This is a genomic window from Streptomyces inusitatus, from assembly GCF_014651115.1.
GTDB classification, from domain to species: domain Bacteria; phylum Actinomycetota; class Actinomycetes; order Streptomycetales; family Streptomycetaceae; genus Streptomyces; species Streptomyces amakusaensis.
This window is the reverse complement of the sequence record NZ_BMWG01000006.1, coordinates 242,915-263,689: the sequence shown is the minus strand read 5'-3', so window position 1 is coordinate 263,689 and position 20,775 is coordinate 242,915. Positions and strand designations below refer to the sequence as shown.

General features: G+C 70.9%; 16 protein-coding genes. 9 read left to right on the top strand and 7 right to left on the bottom strand.

The features are described from left to right. Window positions 1-158 precede the first annotated feature (158 nt). The gene (locus IE247_RS13780; protein WP_190123345.1) at window positions 159-1,565 is read right to left on the bottom strand and encodes a cation:dicarboxylate symporter family transporter; all 1,407 of its coding nucleotides are present in this window, start codon (window positions 1,563-1,565) and stop codon (window positions 159-161) included. Window positions 1,566-1,704: 139 nt separating this feature from the next. Here IE247_RS13780 and IE247_RS13775 point away from each other — a divergent pair, with 139 nt between their 5' ends. The 5 genes from IE247_RS13775 to IE247_RS13755 all read left to right on the top strand — a co-directional run bounded on the left by IE247_RS13775 (window position 1,705) and on the right by IE247_RS13755 (window position 7,268). After that, window positions 1,705-3,381 (top strand): sensor histidine kinase, encoded by a 1,677-nt coding sequence (locus IE247_RS13775; RefSeq protein WP_190123344.1) that lies wholly within the window; start codon window positions 1,705-1,707, stop codon window positions 3,379-3,381. Next, window positions 3,378-4,070 carry a response regulator gene (locus IE247_RS13770; RefSeq protein ID WP_190123343.1) on the top strand — a complete coding sequence of 231 codons (693 nt, stop codon included), beginning with the start codon at window positions 3,378-3,380 and terminating at the stop codon, window positions 4,068-4,070. The genes IE247_RS13775 and IE247_RS13770 overlap by 4 nt, the downstream gene beginning before the upstream one ends. A 149-nt stretch (window positions 4,071-4,219) precedes the next feature. Then, entirely contained in the window at window positions 4,220-5,581 is a 1,362-nt protein-coding gene (locus IE247_RS13765) for an extracellular solute-binding protein (RefSeq protein ID WP_229869099.1), read from the top strand. Then, complete coding sequence (locus tag IE247_RS13760; protein ID WP_190123342.1) at window positions 5,578-6,444, top strand: carbohydrate ABC transporter permease; 867 nt, start codon at window positions 5,578-5,580, stop codon at window positions 6,442-6,444. The genes IE247_RS13765 and IE247_RS13760 overlap by 4 nt, the downstream gene beginning before the upstream one ends. After that, window positions 6,444-7,268, top strand: coding sequence for a carbohydrate ABC transporter permease (locus tag IE247_RS13755; protein ID WP_190123341.1), 825 nt, complete (start codon window positions 6,444-6,446; stop codon window positions 7,266-7,268). Before IE247_RS13760 ends, IE247_RS13755 begins: the two co-directional genes overlap by 1 nt. Window positions 7,269-7,363: 95 nt before the next feature. Here IE247_RS13755 and IE247_RS13750 read toward each other — a convergent pair whose 3' ends face one another. Further along, on the bottom strand, window positions 7,364-8,389 hold the full coding sequence (locus IE247_RS13750; RefSeq protein WP_190123340.1) for an ATP-dependent 6-phosphofructokinase: 1,026 nt from the start codon (window positions 8,387-8,389) through the stop codon (window positions 7,364-7,366). Between the two features lie 307 nt (window positions 8,390-8,696). Here IE247_RS13750 and pta point away from each other — a divergent pair, with 307 nt between their 5' ends. From pta to pyk, 3 genes are all read left to right on the top strand, one after another. Then, window positions 8,697-10,787 (top strand): phosphate acetyltransferase, encoded by a 2,091-nt coding sequence (gene pta / locus IE247_RS13745; protein WP_190123339.1) that lies wholly within the window; start codon window positions 8,697-8,699, stop codon window positions 10,785-10,787. 34 nt (window positions 10,788-10,821) lie between these two features. After that, on the top strand, window positions 10,822-12,042 hold the full coding sequence (locus IE247_RS13740) for an acetate kinase (protein ID WP_190123338.1): 1,221 nt from the start codon (window positions 10,822-10,824) through the stop codon (window positions 12,040-12,042). 74 nt (window positions 12,043-12,116) lie between these two features. Then, the gene (gene pyk, locus IE247_RS13735) at window positions 12,117-13,541 is read left to right on the top strand and encodes a pyruvate kinase (RefSeq protein WP_190123337.1); all 1,425 of its coding nucleotides are present in this window, start codon (window positions 12,117-12,119) and stop codon (window positions 13,539-13,541) included. Window positions 13,542-13,618: 77 nt separating this feature from the next. On the opposite strand, the gene IE247_RS13730 is transcribed toward pyk, so the two are convergent. The 4 genes from IE247_RS13730 to IE247_RS13715 all read right to left on the bottom strand — a co-directional run bounded on the left by IE247_RS13730 (window position 13,619) and on the right by IE247_RS13715 (window position 17,872). After that, window positions 13,619-14,926, bottom strand: coding sequence for a hypothetical protein (locus tag IE247_RS13730; protein WP_229869098.1), 1,308 nt, complete (start codon window positions 14,924-14,926; stop codon window positions 13,619-13,621). Further along, window positions 14,916-15,461 carry a DUF6114 domain-containing protein gene (locus tag IE247_RS13725; RefSeq protein WP_190123336.1) on the bottom strand — a complete coding sequence of 182 codons (546 nt, stop codon included), beginning with the start codon at window positions 15,459-15,461 and terminating at the stop codon, window positions 14,916-14,918. Before IE247_RS13725 ends, IE247_RS13730 begins: the two co-directional genes overlap by 11 nt. A 97-nt stretch (window positions 15,462-15,558) precedes the next feature. Beyond that, a complete protein-coding gene (locus tag IE247_RS13720; protein ID WP_190123335.1) occupies window positions 15,559-16,239 on the bottom strand; it encodes a DUF6230 family protein in 681 nt (226 codons plus the stop codon). Window positions 16,240-16,894: 655 nt separating this feature from the next. Next, window positions 16,895-17,872: a tetratricopeptide repeat protein gene (locus tag IE247_RS13715; RefSeq protein WP_190123334.1), complete on the bottom strand. Its 978-nt coding sequence runs from the start codon at window positions 17,870-17,872 to the stop codon at window positions 16,895-16,897. 268 nt (window positions 17,873-18,140) lie between these two features. Between IE247_RS13715 and IE247_RS13710 the strand changes: the two genes are divergently transcribed. Beyond that, on the top strand, window positions 18,141-18,791 hold the full coding sequence (locus tag IE247_RS13710; protein WP_229869097.1) for a TetR/AcrR family transcriptional regulator: 651 nt from the start codon (window positions 18,141-18,143) through the stop codon (window positions 18,789-18,791). Between the two features lie 94 nt (window positions 18,792-18,885). Here IE247_RS13710 and icmA read toward each other — a convergent pair whose 3' ends face one another. Continuing rightward, entirely contained in the window at window positions 18,886-20,586 is a 1,701-nt protein-coding gene (icmA, locus tag IE247_RS13705; RefSeq protein ID WP_190123333.1) for a coenzyme B12-dependent isobutyryl-CoA mutase large subunit, read from the bottom strand. Window positions 20,587-20,775 lie beyond the last annotated feature (189 nt).

Here is a 20,775-nt window from a genome sequence, read left to right as displayed (position 1 = left end):
ACTCAAGCGGACTTGAGGTCAAGGGGGTCAAGGGGTGCGGCACGAAGACCAAGGGGTGCGGCGCGAAGGCCCCGGAAACGCGGAATCCCGCGCCCGCCCTCCCCAGTGGGGGAAGGGGAGGGAGGCGCGGGTGTCCCGGCGTCGCGGGTGCCCAGGTGTCAGACCCTGGCCTTCGCGTCCGTGTCCGTGTCCGTCTCCGTGCGCTGCGAGGGCACGGCCGCGGACTCGGCGGCGGCGTCCGGGGCCTCGGGGGCGGGCCCGCCGTGCCCGTCGTCCAGCAGGGTCTTCTCATCGAACGGCAGCCGCCCGGCGAGGACCTCCTCCACCCGCGCCTTGTCGATCTCCTTGGTCCAGGTGCCGACCAGCACGGTCGCCACCGCGTTGCCCGCGAAGTTGGTCAGCGCCCGCGCCTCGCTCATGAAGCGGTCGATGCCGACGATCAGACCGACGCCGTCGACCAGTTCGGGGCGGTGCGACTGAAGACCGCCCGCGAGCGTCGCCAGACCGGCGCCCGTGACGCCCGCCGCGCCCTTGGAGGCGATGATCATGAAGATCAGCAGCGAGATCTGCTCGGACGCGCTCAGCGGGTCGCCCATCGCGTTGGCGATGAAGAGCGAGGCCATCGTCAGATAGATCGCGGTGCCGTCGAGGTTGAACGAGTACCCCGTCGGAACGGTGATGCCCACCACCGGCTTGCTGACACCCATGTGCTCCATCTTCGCGATGAGCCTCGGCAGCGCCGACTCCGACGAGGAGGTGGAGAGGATCAGCAGGAACTCACGGCCCAGATACTTCAGCAGCGCGATCAGATTGACCCCGGCGACCAGCTTCAGCAGCGCGCCCAGCACCACGAACACGAAGAGCGCGCAGGTGACATAGAAGCCGATCATGATGACCGCGAGCGACTTCAGGGCGTCGATGCCGGTCTCGCCCACCACGGCCGCGATCGCGCCGAACGCGCCGATCGGAGCCACCCACATGATCATCGCCAGCACACGGAAGACCAGCCGCTGGATGTGCCCGATGCCGCGCAGGATCGGCTCCCCCGCCGCGCCCATCGCCTGAAGGGCGAATCCGGCCATCAGCGCGACCAGCAGGGTCTGGAGCACCTCACCGCCGGTGAAGGCGGAGACCATGGTGGTGGGGATGATCCCCAGCAGGAAGTCCACGGTGGACTCGCCGCCCGCGCCCTCGGCGGCCTTGCCGCCCGCCTCCCGGGTGGCCTCGGTGATCTGGAGACCGGAACCCGGCTCCACGAAGTTGCCGACCAGCAGACCGATCGCGAGCGCGACCGTCGACATCACCAGGAAGTAGCCCAGCGCCAGTCCGCCGACCGCGCCGACCTTCGCGGCCTTGCGCACCGATCCGATGCCCAGCACGATCGTGCAGAAGATGACCGGCGAGATCATCATCTTGATCAGATTGACGAACCCCGTGCCGATGGGCTTCAGCTCGACGGCGACTCCCGGTGCCACGAAGCCCACGGTGATGCCGAGCACCACCGCCGCGATGACGGCGATGTACAGATAGTGCGTACGGTCCCTTCTGCCTGCCTCAGCAGCCACGGGGTCCCTCCTTCAAACCAAAAAGTGAAAACCGGTCCATGTCCCGTATGGAGTTCCGCGACTATCCATCACGTTTGTGACCCCGGTCACCCTTACGTGCGTTTCGTTCATACGAAACGCGACAGGCAGACTGTCAGCCATGCGCATACCCCGCCCCCGCAGCCTCGCGGGACAGCTCTTCGCGATGCAGGTCGTCCTGGTCGCCGCGGTGGTGGCGGGCTGCGCCCTCTTCGCCTATCTCACCGACCGCTCCCAGGCCGAGGAGACCGCCCGGCTCCAGACCATCGCGACCGCGACCGCCGTCGCCCGCTCCCCCTCGGTGATCGCCGCGGCCGGCTCCGCCGACCCCTCCCGGGCGCTCCAGCCGTACGCGGAGGGGCTGCGCCGCGCCGCGGGCGTCAACTTCGTCGTGGTGATGGCCCCGGACGGCACCCGCTGGACCCACCCCGAGACCGAGGAGATCGGCCGCGCGTATCTGGGCCACACCGAGCAGGCGCTGCGCGGCGAGACCTACAGCGAGAAGCACCTCGGGGTGCTCGGCCCCTCCATCCGCACGGTGGTCCCGGTCTACTCCGACGGCGAGGTGGTCGGCCTGGTCAGCGCGGGCATCACCATCCAGCGGATCAGCGAGCAGATGCGCAAGCAGGTCGCCGCGCTGCTCGCGGTGGCGGGCGGGGCGCTGGCGCTCGGCGGCGCGGGCACCTATGTGATCAACGCCCGGCTGCGGCGGCACACCCACGGGATGAACGCGACCGAGCTGAGCCGGATGCACGACTACCACGAGGCCGCGCTGCACGCGGTGCGTGAGGGGCTGCTGATGCTCGACGGGCGGCGCAGGATCGCGCTGGTCAACGACGGCGCGCGGGAGCTGCTGGGCCTGGACGGCGCGGCCGTCGGCCGCCCGGTGGCCGATCTCGGGCTGCCCGCGCCGCTGACCGGGGCGCTGCTGGCCTCCGAGCCCCGGGTGGACGAGGTGCATCTGACCGCCGACCGGGTCGTCGTCGTCAACACCAGCCCGGTGGTCGGCGGCGAGCACCGGGGCACGGTGGTGACCCTGCGCGACCACACCGAACTCCAGTCGCTCTCCGGGGAGCTGGACTCGGAGCGCAAGTTCAGCGAGGCGCTGCGCTCCCAGGCCCACGAGGCGGCGAACCGGCTGCACACCGTGGTCTCGCTGATCGAGCTGGGCCGTACCGACGAGGCCGTCGACTTCGCCACGGCGGAGCTGGAGCTGGCCCAGGTGCTGACCGACCGGGTCGTCGGCGCGGTCGGCGAACCGGTGCTGGCGGCGCTGCTGCTGGGGAAGGCGGCGCAGGCCAATGAGCGGGGGGTGGAGCTGGTGCTCGCGGAGGACAGCAGGATCGACGACGGGGTGCTTCCCCCCTCGCTGCCGGCCCGGGACCTGGTGACGATCCTCGGCAATCTCATCGACAACGCGGTGGACGCGACGGCGCGCGACACCGCCGTCCCGGGCCCCCGGGGCGGCGTCCCCGCGCGGGGGCGGGTCACCGTCACCGCCCGCGCCGACCGGGACGAGCTGCTGATCCGGGTCCACGACACGGGCGCGGGCGTCGATCCGGAGCGGGCCGAGACGGTGTTCAGCCGGGGCTGGTCCACCCGGGGCGCGGGCCGGGGCCTCGGCCTCGCCCTGGTCCGGCAGGCGGTGCACCGGAGCCGGGGCACGGTGGTGCTGGGCCGGGGCCCGGACGGCGGCGCGGAGTTCACCATACGGCTGCCCCTGCACACGGCGATTCCCGGCACCGGCCCCCAGACCACTCGTACCCCGACCCCGACCAGCGCGAAGGCCCCCGAATGAGCACCGACGCCGACTCCCTCAGAGTGCTGGTGGTCGAGGACGACCCCGTCGCCGCCGACGCGCATGCCCTCTATGTCAGCCGTATCGGCGGTTTCCGCGTCGCCGGGGTCGCCAACTCCCGCGCCGAGGCGGTCCGGGTGCTGGAGCGGACCCGGGTCGATCTGCTGCTGCTCGATCTCTATCTCCCCGACGGCCACGGGCTGCATCTGCTGCGGTCGCTGCGCGCGGCCGGGCATCCGGCGGATGTCATCGCCGTCACCTCGGCCCGCGATCTGGCGATCGTGCGCGAGGGCGTCTCGCTGGGGGTGGTGCAGTACGTCCTGAAGCCGTTCACCTTCGCCACGCTCCGGGACCGGCTCGCCCGGTACGCGGAGTTCCGCGCGGCGGCGGGCGAGGCCAGCGGCCAGGACGAGGTGGACCGGGCGCTCGGGGCGCTGCGCGCGCCGCAGGGCGGGGCGCTGCCCAAGGGGCTGAGCGGTCCGACGCTGGAGGCGGTGACCCGCTCGCTGCGGGACACGGCGGCCGGGCTCACGGCGGCGGAGGCGGGGGCGGCGGTCGGCATCTCCCGGATCACCGCCCGCCGTTATCTGGAGCACCTGGTCACCGAGGGCCGGGCGGCGCGGAGTCCGCAGTACGGGCAGATCGGTCGGCCGGAGCTTCAGTACCGCTGGATTCCCGCCAACCGCTGACCTCCGCCGTCGAGTTGGGGCGCGTACGCCTGGCCGATGGACGTACGACCGTGCCCCGCGCGGGGGATTGACCCTCCCGGCGGCCGGTCCTACGGTCGCACGGCAGCCCGCCCAGTGAGCCGGTGTCCGGCTCGGAGGAGGTCGTGCCCGTGCGTCCCACCGCCCCACTGATGCTCACCCTCTCGTTCACCCTCGCGGCGACCGCCGCGCTGACCGGCTGCGGCAGCGGCTCCAGCGGCGGTCCCGAGACCGTCAAGGTGGTCTACAAGCGCTCCACGGACAACGCGAACCGCTTCATGGACCGCCATCTGGAGGCGATGAAGCGGCAGTTCGAGAAGGCGCACCCGGGCCGGAAGGTGAAGCTGGTCCCGGTCCAGGCCCCGGACGACGACTACGCCGCCAAGACCCAGCAGATGATGCGCTCCCCCAGGACCGCGCCCGATCTGGTGTACGAGGACACCTTCCGGCTCGGCGCGGACATCGAGGCCGGTCATCTCAAGCCGCTGGACGACCGGGTGGAGCGGTGGAAGGAGTGGGGGCGGTTCGCCGAGCGCGCCAAGGATTCGGTCCGGGGCGCGGACGGCCGCGTCTACGGGGTGCCGGACGGCACCGACACCCGCGGCCTCTGGTTCGACAAGGCGGTCTTCGCGCGGGCGGGGCTGCCCGCCGACTGGCGGCCGGGGAGCTGGGCCGAGCTGCTGGACGCGGCCCGTACCGTCAAGCGGAAGGTCCCCGGCGTCATCCCGCTCAATGTCTACACCGGCAAGGCCCCCGGCGAGGCGGCGGTGATGCAGGGCTTCGAGATGCTGCTGTACGGCACCGGGGCCGATCCGCTGCTCGATCCCCGTACCCGGAAGTGGGTGACCGGCGGCCGGGGCTTCACCGACGCCCTCGAATTCGTCCGCACGGTGTACGCGGAGAAGCTCGGCCCCGACCCCTCGGACGCCCTCGATCCGCATATCGCCACCCGGGTCGCCACCGAGTGGCTCCCGAAGGGGAAGCTCGCGATCGCCCTCGACGGCTCCTGGATGGGCCAGCACTGGTCCCGCGAGGGCGCGGCCCGCTGGCCCGGGTGGAGCGGCGCGCTGGGCCGGGCCGCGATGCCCACCCAGTACGGACAGCCCCCCGGCAAGGTGTCGATGTCCGGCGGCTGGGCCTGGTCGGTCCCCGCGAAGGCCGCCAACCCCGATCTGGCGTTCGCGTTCGTCGAGACCCTCCAGACCAGGGCCAACGCGACCCGCTGGTGCGTGGTCGGCGCGCAGATCGCGGTACGCGAGGATGTGGCGGCCGATCCGGGGTATCTGGCCTCGATGCCGGGCGTCGGCTTCTTCACCGGGCTCGTCCGCCACACGCACTACCGGCCCGCGCTCCCCGTCTATCCGCAGGTGTCCTCGGCGATCGGGGAGGCGATGGAGCGGGTGACGACGGGCGACGCCTCGGCGGCCGGGGCGGCGCGAGCGTACGACGAACGGCTGCGCACCATCGCCGACGGCGCGGTCACCGGCGGGTGAGCGCCCGGACCCGGCGGTCGCGGCGCTGGGCGCCGATCGCCCCCGCCACCGCTCTGCTGCTGCTCTTCCTCGCCGGGCCGATCGGCTACTGCGTCTGGATCGCCTTCACCGACGCCCGGCTGACGGGCGCTTCCGGCGCCGGTTTCGTCGGCCTGGACAACTTCCGCCGGGCCTTCGCCGACGACGGTTTCCGCAACGCCGTCGCGCTCACCCTGGTCTTCACCTTCGTCTCCGCCGTGATCGGGCAGAACACCCTGGGGCTGGCGCTCGCCGGGCTGATGCGGGCGGCCTCCCGGCCCGTGCGCGCCGTCACCGGGGCGCTGGTGATCGCGGCCTGGGTGGTGCCGGAGATCGTCGCCGCGTTTCTGCTCTACACCTTCTTCCGCCGGGAAGGCACGCTCAACGCGGTGCTGGACCAGCTGGGGCTGCCCGCCCAGAACTGGCTGTACACCCTGCCGATCCTGGCGGTCTCCTTCGCCAATGTCTGGCGCGGCACCGCCTTCTCGATGCTGATCTACTCGGCGGCGCTGGCCGGGGTCGACCGCGATGTGGCCGAGGCCGCGAAGGTCGACGGCGCGGGCCCGGTGCGCCGGCTCTGGCACATCACCCTGCCGATGATCCGCCGCTCGATCGGCACCAATCTGATGCTGAACACCCTCTCGACCCTGTCGGTCTTCGGCCTGATCTGGGCGATGACCCGGGGCGGCCCGGGCGGCCGCAGCGAGACCCTCCCCGTCTTCATGTACGACCAGGCCTTCCTGAAGAGCCTCATCGGCTACGGCACGGCGGTGGCCCTGCTCCTCCTGCTCGTGGGAGCGCTCTTCTCCGTGGTCTATCTGCGGCTGCTCAGGGCCGAGGTCTGATGCGCCGCCCCTCGACCGGCCGGCTCGCCGCCGACGCCGCCCTCCTCCTGACCGCCGCCGCCTTCGCCCTCCCCCTGCTCTGGCTCCTCCTCGCCTCGGTCGACCCCTCCGCCGACTCCCGCGTCCGCGCCCCCTCCTCGCTCACCGCCGACCACTTCACCGCCGTCCTCACCGACGAGATCACCTTCACCCCCCTGCTCAACAGCCTCCTCCTCTGCGGCGGCGCCACCCTCGTCTCCACCCTCTGCGCGACCCTCGCCGCCTACCCCCTCTCCCGCCACCGCTCTCCCTGGGGCCGCGCCTACCTCCTCACCATCCTCTTCACCACCTCCCTCCCCATCACCGCGATCATGGTCCCGGTCTACGGCCTCTTCGTTCAGGTCAACCTGATCGACACCATGTACGGCACCGCCCTCTTCCTCGCCGCCACCCAACTCCCCTTCTCCATCTGGCTCATGAAGAACTTCATGGACTCCGTCCCCATAGCGCTTGAGGAAGCCGCCCGCACGGACGGCGCGTCCGGCCCCCAGACCCTGCTCCGGGTGGTGCTGCCCCTCATGGGCCCCGGGCTGACGGTCGTCACCGTCTACACCTTCATCCAGCTCTGGGGAAACTTCTTCGTCCCCTTCATGCTGCTCCTGACCCCCGAGCAACTCCCGGCCTCCGTCACCGTCTTCACCTTCTTCGGCAACCACGGCACCGTCGTCTACGGGCAGCTGGCCGCCTTCTCGATGCTCTACTCGACGCCCGCGCTTCTTCTCTACCTGCTGATCGCCCGCCGCCTCGGCAACGGGTTCGCCCTGGGCGGCGCGGTCAAGGGCTGAGCGGGCTCACATCACGACTGGCGCGAAAACACCGCGTCCCGCCCGGGGGATCCCCCTGGACGGGACACGGTGCACTCAGCGCGGCGGCAGGTGGCTCAGAAGACCGACTCGGCCTCGTACATGCGCTCTGTGGGGACGGTCTTCAGGCGGGTGACGGCGTCCGCCAGCGGGACCATCACGACGTCGGTGCCGCGGAGGGAGGTCATCTTGCCGAAGTCGCCGCGGTGGGCGGCCTCGACGGCGTGCCAGCCGAAGCGGGTGGCGAGGACGCGGTCGTAGGCGGTGGGGACGCCGCCGCGCTGGACGTGGCCGAGGATGACGGGTTTGGCTTCTTTGCCGAGGCGGTGTTCGAGTTCGGAGGCGAGGCGGTTGCCGATGCCCTGGAAGCGCTCGTGGCCGTACTGGTCGATCTCGCCCTTGCCGTAGTCCATGGAGCCCTCGGCGGGGTGGGCGCCTTCGGCGACGCAGATGACGGCGAACTTCTTGCCGCGGGAGAAGCGCTCCTCGACCATTTTGACGAGGTCTTCGACCTGGAAGGGGCGCTCGGGGAGGCAGATGCCGTGGGCGCCGCCGGCCATGCCGGACTCCAGGGCGATCCAGCCGGCGTGGCGGCCCATGACCTCGACGACCATGACGCGCTGGTGGGACTCGGCGGTGGTCTTGAGGCGGTCTATGGCCTCGGTGGCGACGGTGACGGCGGTGTCGAAGCCGAAGGTGCGGTCGGTGGCGGAGATGTCGTTGTCGATGGTCTTGGGGACGCCGACGACGGGCATCCCGGCGTCCGCGAGCATCCGGGAGGCGGTGAGGGTGCCCTCGCCGCCGATGGGGATGAGGACGTCGATGCCGTAGCGGCGCTGGAGCTCGCCGCAGTTCTCGGCGGCCTCGCGGAGGCGGTTGCGCTCCAGGCGGGCCGAGCCGAGGATGGTGCCGCCGCGGGCGAGGATGCCGCTGACCGCGTTGAGGTCGAGGGGGCGGTAGTGGCCGTCGAGCAGCCCCTTGAAACCGTCCTCGAATCCGATGACCTCGTCGCCGTGCCCCGTCAGGGCCCGGTGCACGACCGACCGGATCACTGCGTTCAGTCCGGGGCAGTCGCCCCCTGCGGTGAGAACTCCGATACGCATCGTGCTGTGTCTCCTGCTCTTCGGGTGGTACACGTGACCCTGGCGTCAATTGTTCCATGGGCCGTGTGGGGCTGCGCTCCCGCCCGCCGGGGTGCGGTCCCGGGGTGGCGCGGGGGCCGGTCGCCCCAAGGGCACAGGGCCCACCGGCCCCATCCGGCCCGGCAGGCGCATTAGCCACCGCCAGAGGTATTGTCAAGAGGTAAAGCCGCCGTCCAGCGGTTTTTTTGTACGGCCTTTTGTACGAGCTGTCACCGGGCAGATGTCGGACAACAGGGCCCGTTAAGCGAACACGGACAGGAGAGCACGCGTGACGCGCAGCGTGTACGTGACCGGCATCGACCGCGGGGACGGCCGGCAGGTCGTCGAGCTGGGAGTCATGGAACTCCTCACCCGCCAGGTGGACAGGGTGGGCGTCTTCCGCCCGCTGGTGCACGACGGTCCCGACCGGCTCTTCGAGCTGCTGAGGGCGCGCTATCGGCTGACCCAGGACCCGGCGTCCGTGTACGGCATGGACTATCACGAGGCCTCCGCGCTCCAGGCCGAGAAGGGCACCGACGAGCTGGTCTCCCGGCTGGTCGACCGCTTCCACCAGGTGGCACGGGAGTACGAGGTGGTGCTGGTGCTCGGCACCGACTTCGCGCACACCCAGCTCCCCGACGAGCTGGCGCTGAACGCCCGGCTCGCCAATGAGTTCGGCGCGTCCGTGATCCCGGTGGTCGGCGGCAAGGGCCAGACCGCCGAGTCGGTGCGGGCCGAGGCCCGCAACGCGCACCGCGCCTACGAGGCGCTCGGGGCCAATGTGCTCGCCATGGTGGTCAACCGGGTCGCCCCCGGGGACCGCGCGGTCATATCCGAGCGGCTCGCGGCCCGCCTCCCCGTCCCCTGTTACGTACTGCCCGACGAGCCCGCGCTCGCCGCGCCCACGGTCGCCCAGATCACCCACGCGCTGGGCGGCACCGTGCTGCTCGGCGACGACTCGGGCCTGGCCCGGGACGCCCTCGACTTCGTCTTCGGCGGCGCGATGCTGCCGAACGTCCTCAAGGCGCTGACCCCCGGCTGCATGCTGATCACCCCGGGCGACCGCGCCGATCTGGTGGTCGGCGCGCTGGCCGCCCACTCGGCGGGCACCCCGCCGATCGCCGGGCTGCTGCTCACCCTCGACGAGCGGCCGAGCGAGGAGATCCTCACCCTGGCCACCCGGCTCGCCCCCGGCACCCCCGTGATCTCGGTGCCCACCACCAGCTGGCCGACGGCCGCCGAGCTGTTCGGCCTGGAGGGCAAACTCAACGCCTCCACCCCGCGCAAGGCGGAGACCGCCCTCGGGCTCTTCGAGCGCCATGTCGACACCGGTGAGCTGCTCGCCCGGCTGGCGGTGGTCCGCAGCGGCCATGTCACCCCGATGATGTTCGAGCACGAGCTGCTGGAGCAGGCCCGCGCCGACCGCCGCCGGGTGGTGCTGCCGGAGGGCACGGAGGAGCGGGTGCTCTGGGCGGCCGATGTGCTCATCCGCCGCGACGTCTGCGACCTGACCCTCCTCGGCGACGTCGAGACGATCCGCAAGAAGGCCGCCGACCTCGGCATCGACCTCAGTGCCGCACAGCTCATCGACCCGAACACCTCCGAGCTGCGCCAGGGCTTCGCCGAGCGGTACGCCCAGCTCCGCGCCCACAAGGGCGTCACCACGGAGCTGGCGTACGACGTGGTCGCGGACGTGAACTACTTCGGCACCCTGATGGTCGAGGAGGGCTTCGCGGACGGCATGGTCTCCGGCTCGGTGCACTCCACGGCGGCCACCATCCGGCCGGCCTTCGAGATCATCAAGACCCGGGCGGACGCGGCGATCGTCTCCTCCGTCTTCTTCATGTGCCTCGCCGACAAGGTGCTGGTGTACGGGGACTGCGCGGTCAACCCGGACCCCAATGCCGCGCAGCTCGCGGACATCGCCGTGCAGTCGGCGGCGACCGCCGCCCGCTTCGGTGTGGAGCCCCGGATCGCGATGCTCTCGTACTCCACCGGCACCTCCGGCTCCGGCGCGGACGTCGACAAGGTGCGGGAGGCGACCGAGCTGGTGCGCGGCTCGCACCCGGAGCTGCGGATCGAGGGTCCGATCCAGTACGACGCGGCGGTGGAGCCCTCCGTGGCCGCGACCAAGCTGCCGGAGTCGGAGGTGGCGGGACGGGCGACCGTGCTGATCTTCCCCGACCTGAACACCGGCAACAACACCTACAAGGCCGTGCAGCGCTCGGCCGGCGCGGTGGCGGTGGGGCCGGTGCTCCAGGGCCTGCGCAAGCCGGTGAACGACCTGTCCCGGGGCGCGCTGGTGAGCGACATCGTGAACACCGTCGCGATCACCGCGATCCAGGCCCAGCCGCAGGCCGCGCCCGTCCCCTCCGCCTGACCCGCCCCCACACACGAAAGACACAGAAGGCCCCATGACAGCGACCCGAGTCCTCGTCCTCAACTCCGGCTCCTCGTCGGTGAAGTACCAGCTCCTCGACATGCGCGGCGGCGCCCGGCTGGCGGTGGGCCTGGTCGAGCGGATCGGTGAGGAGACCTCCCGGCTGGTGCACACCCCGCTGCTCGGGGACGCCGGCGGCAAGCGGGAGCGTACGGCTCCGATCGCCGACCACGCGGCCGCGCTGAAGGCGGTCGCCGAGGAGCTGGCCGCCGACGGGCTGGGACTGGACTCGCCGCGGCTGGCGGCGATCGGCCACCGGGTGGTCCACGGCGGGCTGAGGTTCACCGAGCCGACGGTGATCGACGAGGAGGTGCTCGCGGAGGTGGAGCGGCTGGTGCCGCTCGCCCCGCTGCACAACCCGGCGAACATCACCGGCATCCGCACCGCCCAGGCGCTGCGGCCCGATCTGCCGCAGGTCGCGGTCTTCGACACCGCCTTCCACACGACGATGCCGGAGTCGGCGGCGCGCTACGCCATCGACACGGAGACCGCCGACCGGCATCTGATCCGGCGCTACGGCTTCCACGGCACCTCGCACGCCTATGTCGCGCGGGAGACGGCCCGGCTGCTGGGCAAGGACCCCGAGGACGTCAATGTGATCGTCCTCCACCTCGGCAACGGCGCGTCCGCCTCGGCGGTGGCCGGCGGCCGGTGCGTGGACACCTCGATGGGCCTCACCCCGCTGGAGGGGCTGGTCATGGGCACCCGCTCCGGCGACATCGACCCGGCGGTGACATTCCATCTGATGCGGGTGGCGGGGATGTCCACTGATGACATCGACGTACTGCTCAACAAGAAGAGCGGTCTGGTCGGCCTCTGCGGCGACAATGACATGCGGGAGATCCGCCGCCGGATCGACGCCGGCGACGAGCGGGCACAGCTCGCTTTCGACATTTATATACACCGTTTGAAGAAATACATCGGCGCGTACTACGCGGTCCTCGGCCGGGTGGACGCGATCGCGTTCACCGCCGGGGTCGGCGAGAACGCGGCGCCGGTGCGCGAGGCCGCGGTGTCCGGGCTCGAAGAGCTGGGCCTGGCTCTGGACAGCGGACTCAACGCGGAGCGGTCGGACGGGGCACGGCTCGTCTCGACGCCGTACGCGAGGGTCGCGGTGGCGGTGGTTCCCACGGACGAGGAGCTGGAGATCGCGCGCCAGACGTTTGCGCTGGTGTCCGAAAATGCACTCGGCTGAGCGGGGTCCCGCCCACTTGTACATTCCGCCGGCCGGAATATTCCGACTCGAAACAAACCGATAGGATCCGCCTTATGCGCCGTTCCAAAATCGTCTGCACACTGGGCCCCGCCGTCGACTCGTATGAGCAGCTGAAGACGCTCATCGAGGCCGGAATGAATGTGGCCCGCTTCAACATGAGCCATGGCTCCCACGGGGAGCACGAGGCGCGGTACCACCGCGTCCGCAAGGCCTCCGCGGACACCGGCCGCGCGGTGGGCGTCCTCGCCGACCTCCAGGGTCCGAAGATCCGCCTGGAGACCTTCGCCGAGGGTCCCGTGGAGCTGATCCGCGGCGATGAGTTCACCATCACCACCGAGGACGTGGCGGGTGACAAGTCGATCTGCGGCACCACGTACAAGGGGCTGCCCGGCGATGTCTCCAAGGGCGACCAGATCCTGATCAACGACGGCAACGTCGAGCTGCGCGTGGTCGAGGTCGTCGGCCCCCGGGTGAAGACGATCGTGGTCGAGGGCGGTGTGATCTCCGACCACAAGGGCATCAATCTGCCCGGCGCGGCGGTCAATGTCCCGGCGCTCTCCGAGAAGGACATCGAGGACCTGCGCTTCGCCCTGCGGATGGGCTGCGACATGGTCGCGCTCTCCTTCGTGCGCGACGCCCACGACATCAAGGACGTCCACAAGGTGATGGACGAGGTGGGCATCCGTGTCCCCGTCATCGCCAAGGTGGAGAAGCCGCAGGCCGTCGCCCACATGGAAGACGTCGTGATGGCGTTCGACGGTGTGATGGTGGCCCGTGGCGACCTCGCGGTGGAGTACCCGCTGGAGAAGGTCCCGATGGTGCAGAAGCGCCTTGTCGAGCTGTGCCGCCGGAACGCCAAGCCGGTGATCGTGGCGACCCAGATGATGGAGTCGATGATCACCAACTCGCGTCCGACGCGCGCCGAGGCCTCGGACGTGGCGAACGCGATCCTGGACGGCGCGGACGCGGTGATGCTCTCCGCCGAGTCCTCGGTGGGCGCCTACCCGATCGAGACCGTCAAGACGATGTCGAAGATCGTGACGGCCGCCGAGAACGAGCTGATGTCCAAGGGCCTCCAGCCCCTGGTCGCGGGCAAGAAGCCGCGTACCCAGGGCGGTTCCGTCGCCCGTGCGGCCTGCGAGATCGCGGACTTCCTGGACGGCAAGGCCCTGGTCGCCTTCACCAAGTCCGGTGACACGGCCCGCCGTCTCTCCCGCTACCGCGCGTGTCAGCCCATCCTCGCCTTCACCACCGAGGAGTCGACCCGCAACCAGCTCTCCCTGAGCTGGGGCGTCGAGGCCTTCGTCGTTCCGCACGTGGCCAACACCGACGCCATGGTGGACCTGGTCGACGCCGAGCTGCACAAGCTCCAGCGCTACAACGACGGCGACACCATGATCATGACCGCCGGCTCGCCCCCCGGCGTCCCGGGCACGACCAACATGGTCCGGGTGCACCACCTGGGCAACGAGGCGTAGTCCTCCGTACCACCGCACCGCTGTCGGCCGCGGGCCGTGCTTCCCTTCGTACGAGGGAGCACGGCCCGCGGCCGTTCTCACTCCTGGGCGGTGTCCTCGGTCAGATGGTTGCGCAGCCCCGGCACCGAGAGCGTGCCGCCGAACTGGCCCGCCTGCGTCACCCTGGCGTCGGTGAAGAAGGCGAAGGGGAGGTTCACCGGGGGCGGGGTGCGGGGGGTGAAGGTGACGGGGATCAGGCCGAAGAGATTGCCCTTCATCTCCTCGGTGTACATCGTCACGGTCGCCTCGCGGATGGTCGAGGTGGAGCCCCGGCGGGCCCGGGCGTGGATGGTGGTGCCCTCGGGGCCCTTCACCAGCTGGTGGAGATCTCTGATGTCGACGCCGGTCGCGGTGAACTTCAGCGCCTTCTTGATCTTGCCGCCGCCGGTCCGCACCTCCACGATGCCGTGGTAGTTCAGACCGGTCAGGGTGAGCAGTGAACTCTCCAGCACCCAGGGGTCGTCCGGGAGCAGCGGGCGGCCGGGTTCGAGCTTCGCGGCGGCGAGCGCCTCGGGGTCGGGGGTGGCACAGGGGAAGCGGGGTTTGGCCCCTTCGGGGATGGAGTCGTCCTTCTTGGGGTCGAGGCCCTTGGCGTCCTCGTCGAGTTCCTCGACGGCCGCGCCCGCCTTCACCGCCGCGCTCTCGATGGCCTTCCGGGGCGTTCCGGCCGGAGCGCTCGATGCGGGCTTCGTCGGCGGTGTGGTCGTGGGAGCGGTCGTGGGGTCGGTCTCCTCCGGCCGCCCGGCGGCGGTGGGCTTCTCGGGCTCGGCGCTCCCGGGGTGCGAGGGGGGCGGCGTTGTCTTCTCGCCGACGCCGTCGAGAAGGTCCTCGATCGCGTCGCCCAGCCCCAGCGGGTCCAGTGGATTCCCGGTCTTCTCCTCGTCCGCGTCGGAACCCGGCTCCTGCCCGGGCTCCTGCCCGGGCTCGGAATCCGGCTCGGCGGGCTTCTCGGGGGCCGTGGACCGTGCCTGCGCGCTCCGCGCCGACCGGCTCGGGGTCGGGGTCGGAGAGGGAGGGGAGGGTGTGGAGGTGGGGGTCGAGGCGGCCGACGGCGAGGGGCTCGTGGAGGGTTTGGGCGACGTGGATCCGGACGGCTCGTCGGAGCGGGTCACACAGGGGCCGGGGGCGTAGGGGATCTCCTTGTCCTCCGCGATCGCCGGCCGGGGGGTGAGGCTGATGCCCATCAGCACGGCGGTCGGCATCGCGGCCAGGGCCATCGCCTTGCCCGCGGGCCCATGCAGCCTGGACAGCAGGGACTTCCTGGGGGCCGCGTGCCGGGGGCCCCTTCCGGGCGGCCGGGGCCTCTCGCCCCCGGTGTCCGTCAGCGGTGCGGCATCACCCTGCACGGTTCCTCCCGCCGTCGGCTTCGGTGGTGGTCTCGGGCGTGGCCCCGCCGGGAAGGTCCGCGGGAAGGTCCCATCCCGTGCCGGCGTCTCTCGCCTCCCCGGACGCCGGTTGGCCGGAGGGCGCGGGCAGCGGTTTCCCGGGCGCCCACGAGATGGAGAGCGCGCCGCCGACGAGCGACAGCAGGAAACCGACGACGAATCCGCCCAGATTGGCGATGGGGATCGAGATCAGGGCCAGCAGGATCGACGCCACTCCCGCGAACACCCGCACGATGTGGTGGAACCACATCGTCAGCCCGAGTGTGACGAGCAGAACGCCGATGATCAGCGATCCGGCGCCTGCGGTGGTGGACATGGAGAGGGTCAGATTGCCGAGCTTCATGCTCGCGTACGGGAAGTAGGCGATCGGCACACCGCCGAGCAGCGTGAACACCCCTGCCCAGAAGGGGCGTTGTCCCCGCCAGTCGCGGAACCGCCGCCTGAGGACGCGAAGGACGTGCTCGTTCTGCCCCGTGGCCATGGACTCGGCGTTCATGGAAAACAGCTCCCTGGAACTGGTGTTGCCGCGTGAGGAGTTGATCGGGTGGGCGGGGAACGGGGAGCGCTCCCGCCCACCCGGGACGGGGTCGCCGTCAGAAGCACTCGACCCCGTCGCCGCTGCCGCGCAGGAGCCGCATGTTCAGATCCTTCAGTTCAAAGGTTCCGGCCGTGGTCGCCCATGCCTTCTGCTCGACGTCCCACAGCTCGGCGCGCTCGGCCTGCTGGGCGAAGCCGTTCTCCAGGATCCGGTCGTCGCTCTTGACCGCGGGGCCCTTGCCGGTGGTGGGTCCCGGATCGCTCTCGGCGTTGTCCGTGTCCTTGGCCGCGACGCCGATGTCGATGTTGTGGAACTTGGCGTTCGCGTCCAGCTGGGAGATGTCCAGATAGAGATTGCCCGCGACGACGGGGCGGTCCTGCTTGGTGCCGGCCTTCAGCTTGAGGGTGATCTTGCCGAGGAACGGCACATCGGTCACCACCGACTGACACATGCCCTCGATCCTGGCCCTCTTGAACGCGGAGATGGCCACCGGGTGCTGGACGAGCCGCTCGCCCTCCATCTCCTCGTAGCCGACGTCGACCCCGCCGTACTGGGCGAAGCCCCGCCCGTCGAGGTAATCGGCCGTCACCTTGAACTCCTGGCCCGACACAGCGAAGGACGCCGCCAGCGCCCCCTGTGACAGACCGATGCCTATCGCGGCCGTCGCGGCCACGCTCGGCACCATGACCAGGGCGAACCGCTTCCATCTCGTTCCGCCACGAGCCACAGACTCCATGACTTTCCTCCTTCTCGGACGTACATCTCCGGTCCGGACACTGACCGGTCCGTCCGGGGATGGGAGAAGTGCTACGTCCTCGGGAAGGAGAGCGCCCGCGCTTTCGGCCATGTTCGGCATTCTGAACACCGGCGATCACCCCCGAGCGACAACCACTGGCCGCGCCTGACGCATCACGCGCGACACACATCGGACAGGTCCCGCCGCTGGGGCGGGAACCCCCCTGTCCACGGTCGGCATCGCTGCGCCGGCCGACCCGGTGGGGACCCAAGATCGCGGCGCGGCTGGGTGCCGGGCCGGCGCGTTGTTGGACCGAGCGTCGCCGATCGTGGTCCATTCGAGGCCGAGGCACAAGAGGGGTCGTTACTCACTGGTAACGGGCCGGTAACCACGCCGTCGGCGACAAGCGTCGAGCAGCCACACAGGGTGCAGCCGAGTGTGTCAGCAGAAGGGGTAAATGCCGTCGATAAACGGACAGAAGAAAGGACTTGATTTACTGCGAGTAACAGGCGTCGGAATTACCAAGTTTCGGCAAAGAGCGATCGCACACAGGCATCATCGCCAAAACGGCGGTGGCACACCCTCGGTGCCACCGCCGCAAATCACTGCATTCCCGGCGGAACGGAACGCCCGCTCCGGAACTCCGGAATATGGCTCAGAACAGCACCCTCGCGAGCGCCGAACGGGCCGATGACACTCGCGGATCGTCGGGGCCGATCACCTCGAACAGCTCCAGCAGCCGTACCCGCGCCGCGTCCCGGTCGTCGCCCGCCGTGCGGCGGACCGTCTCCACGAGCCGGCCGAAGGCGTCCTCGACATGGCCGCCGACCAGATCCAGATCGGCGGCGGCGAGCTGCGCGGTCACATCGGCGGGCTTCTCGGCGGCCTCCTGGCGCACCCGCTGCGGGTCGAGTCCCCCCACCCGGCCCAGCAGTTGGGCCTGGGCGAGGCCGAGCTTGGCCTCGGTGTTGGCGGGGTCGTCGGAGAGCACATTGCGGTACGCCTGGACAGCTCCGGCGAAGTCGCCCGCGTCCAGGGCCTGTACGGCGGCCTCCAGCAGGGCGTCGTACGGACCGGCCGGGGGCTCCTGGGCGGCAGCGCCCTCCGGGGCCGCGCCGGCCTCGGGGTCGACGGCGACACCGGTGAGACCGAAGCGCTCCTCGGCGACCTGGATCAGCTGGTCGAGCGTCTGGCGGATCTGCTGCTCGGGGGCCGCGCCCTGGAAGAGCGGCAGCGCCTGTCCGGCGACCACCGCGAAGACCGCGGGGATTCCCTGGATGCCGAACTGCTGCATCAGCATCTGGTTGGCGTCGACATCGACCTTGGCCAGCACGAAGCGGCCGTTGTACTCCTGGGCCAGGCGCTCAAGCAGCGGGCTGAGCTGCTTGCAGGGCTGACACCACTCGGCCCAGAAGTCGAGGACGACCGGGACCTCGGCGGAGCGCTGGAGCACCTCGCTCTCGAAGCCCGCCTCATCGACGTCGATCACCAGGCTGGCGGGGGAGACGGCGACGGCGCCGCCCTGGCGGGCGGCCTCGGCGCGGGCCTGCTCGGCCTTGACCTTGGCCTCTCCGGCCGCTTTCACTGCGGCGAGGTCGACGACGCCGCTCATGGACATGTTCCTAGGCTGCATGAGTACATCCTCCCCCTTCCGCGCGCGCATGGGAAAAGTGCGGCCGGTAAGACCGTGCCAACGGCGCTTCCGGTGCTCGGTGCCCGAGTGTTCCATCGTGCGGATGCTTCATCGGCGCGGGGTCCCCACCCCGCGCCCGTGGTCGTCGCTCAGCCCCTGAGGGCTTTCGCTACGGCCCGTAGCGTAACTCCGCGAACCCTCGCGGTGTGAGATTCCTCCGGTGAACTGGCTCACAGCGAAAGGCCTACCCGCCGGTATGGTCGCCGTCATGCCCAAGCAGCCCCCTCGTCCGGACGTCACCGACGGCGCTGTGCGCACCGGCCCCCGGGGGCGGCCCCGCAGCGCCGAGGCCGACTGCGCGATCCTCGAAGCCACCCGGGCGGCCCTGGTGGAGCTGGGGTGGTCCAAGCTCACGATGGGCGATGTGGCGACCCGGGCGAAGGTCGCCAAGACGACGCTCTACCGCCGCTGGGCGGGGAAGAGCGAACTCGTGGTCGACGCCGTCGCCCATCTCTTCGACGAACTCGAACTGCCGGATCTGGGCAGCCTCACGGCCGATGTCGAGTGTGTGGTGCTCAGATTCGCGGCGCTGCTGGAGCGGCCGGAGACGCGCACCGCGCTGATGGCGGTGGTCGCCGAGGGCACCCGTGACGAGGCGCTGCGCGGCCGGATCCGCTCGGCGATCGTGGACCGGCAGAAGGGGCTGGTGCTCCAGGGGCGGGCCCGGGCGCAGGCCAGGGGCGAGCTGCCGTACGAGGACGATCCGGCGACGGCGGCGCGCAACGCCGATCTGATCTTCGACGTGATCGCCGGGGCGGTCGTCCACCGGACGCTGGTCAGCGCGGAGCCGGTGGACGCGGCCTGGGCCCGCCGCTTCACCAGGCTGCTGCTGTCGGGGCTGGCGTCGCTGCGGAACTGAGCGACTGAGCCGGGGCCCGAGGGCCGGGCCCGGGGGCCGAGGGCCGGGGCCAGGGCCAGGGCCCGGGAGCCTGGGTCGGCCCCCGGGCGTACGGTCAGAAGCCCGGCGGCTCCGTGTAGGTGCCCCACTCCTCCCGCAGCGCGCCGCAGATCTCCCCGAGGGTCGCCTCCGCGCGCACCGCCGCCAGCATCGGGGCGATCATGTTGGAGCCGTCCCTGGCCGCGACGAGCATCGCGTCGAGCGAGACGCGTACGGCCTCGTCGTCGCGGCGGGCCCTGCGGTCCGCCAGCTCGCGCACCTGCTCGCGCTCGACCTCGTGGCTGACCCGGAGGATCTCCAGATCGCCGGTGACCGAGCCGTGGTGGACATTGACGCCGACGACCCGCTTCTCGTCCTTCTCCAGCGCCCGCTGATAGCGGAACGCGGACTCGGCGATCTCGCCGGTGAACCAGCCGTCCTCGATGCCGCGCAGGATCCCCGAGGTCATGGGCCCCACCGGGTGCCGCCCGTCGGGGTGGGCGCGCAGACCGCGCTCCCTGATCTGATCGAAGATCCGCTCGGCGTCGGCCTCGATCCGGTCGGTGAGCTGCTCGACGTACCAGGAGCCGCCCAGCGGGTCGGCGACATTGGCGACGCCGGTCTCCTCCATCAGCACCTGCTGGGTGCGCAGGGCGATCTCCGCCGCCTGCTCGCTGGGGAGGGCGAGGGTCTCGTCCAGGGCGTTGGTGTGCAGCGAGTTGGTGCCGCCGAGCACCGCGGAGAGCGCCTCGACCGCCGTGCGGACGACATTGTTGTAGGGCTGCTGCGCGGTCAGCGAGACGCCCGCGGTCTGGGTGTGGAAGCGGAGCCACTGGGCCTTGTCGCTCTTCGCGCCGTACACCTCGCGCATCCAGCGGGCCCAGATCCGGCGGGCGGCCCGGAATTTGGCGATCTCCTCGAAGAAGTCGAGGTGGGCGTCGAAGAAGAAGGAGAGCCCGGACGCGAAGTCGTCCACGTCCATGCCCCGGCTGAGCCCCAGCTCGACATAGCCGAAGCCGTCGGCGAGCGTGTACGCCAGCTCCTGCGCGGCCGTCGCCCCTGCCTCGCGGATGTGGTAGCCGGAGACGGAGAGCGGCTTGTAGGCGGGGATGGCGCGCGCGCAGTGCTCCATCAGGTCGCCGATGAGACGCAGATGGGGCTCCGGCTGGAAGAGCCACTCCTTCTGCGCGATGTACTCCTTGAAGATGTCGGTCTGGAGCGTGCCGTTGAGCACGGCGGGGTCCACGCCCTGGCGCTCGGCGGCGACCAGATACATGCAGAAGACGGGGACCGCCGGGCCGCTGATCGTCATGGAGGTGGTGACATCGCCGAGCGGGATGTCCTTGAAGAGGACCTCCATGTCGGCGGCGGAGTCGATGGCGACCCCGCAGTGGCCGACCTCGCCGAGGGAGCGGTCCTCGTCGGAGTCCCGGCCCATGAGGGTCGGCATGTCGAAGGCGACGGAGAGCCCGCCGCCGCCGGCGGCCAGGATCATCTTGTAGCGCTCATTGGTCTGCTCGGCGTTGCCGAAGCCGGCGAACTGCCGGATGGTCCAGGTGCGGCCCCGGTAGCCGGTCGGGTGCAGCCCCCGGGTGTACGGGTACTCGCCGGGCCAGCCGATGCGCTCGAAGCCCTCGTACACATCGCCCGGCCTGGGGCCGTAGACGGGGTCGACCGCGTCCCCCGAGAGCGTCGAGAAGTCCGCCTCCCGCTTGCGTGCCTTGTCGTAGCGGGCCTGCCAGCGTCGGCGGCCTGCCTCCATCGCTTCAGCGTCCATACATTGAATTTACTAGGACGTCCTAGTAAATGTCGATGGACCACGCCCCCGAGAAGGGGCCGGGACACACGAAACCGCCGCGAGCCGTGCGCTCGCGGCGGCTGGGGGGGGGCGGACGGCCCTGGGCCCCCCCCTGTCGGGGGTGTGACCCTCCGGGGTTAGGGGGCGGGCCCCCCGGGGGGGCTTTCG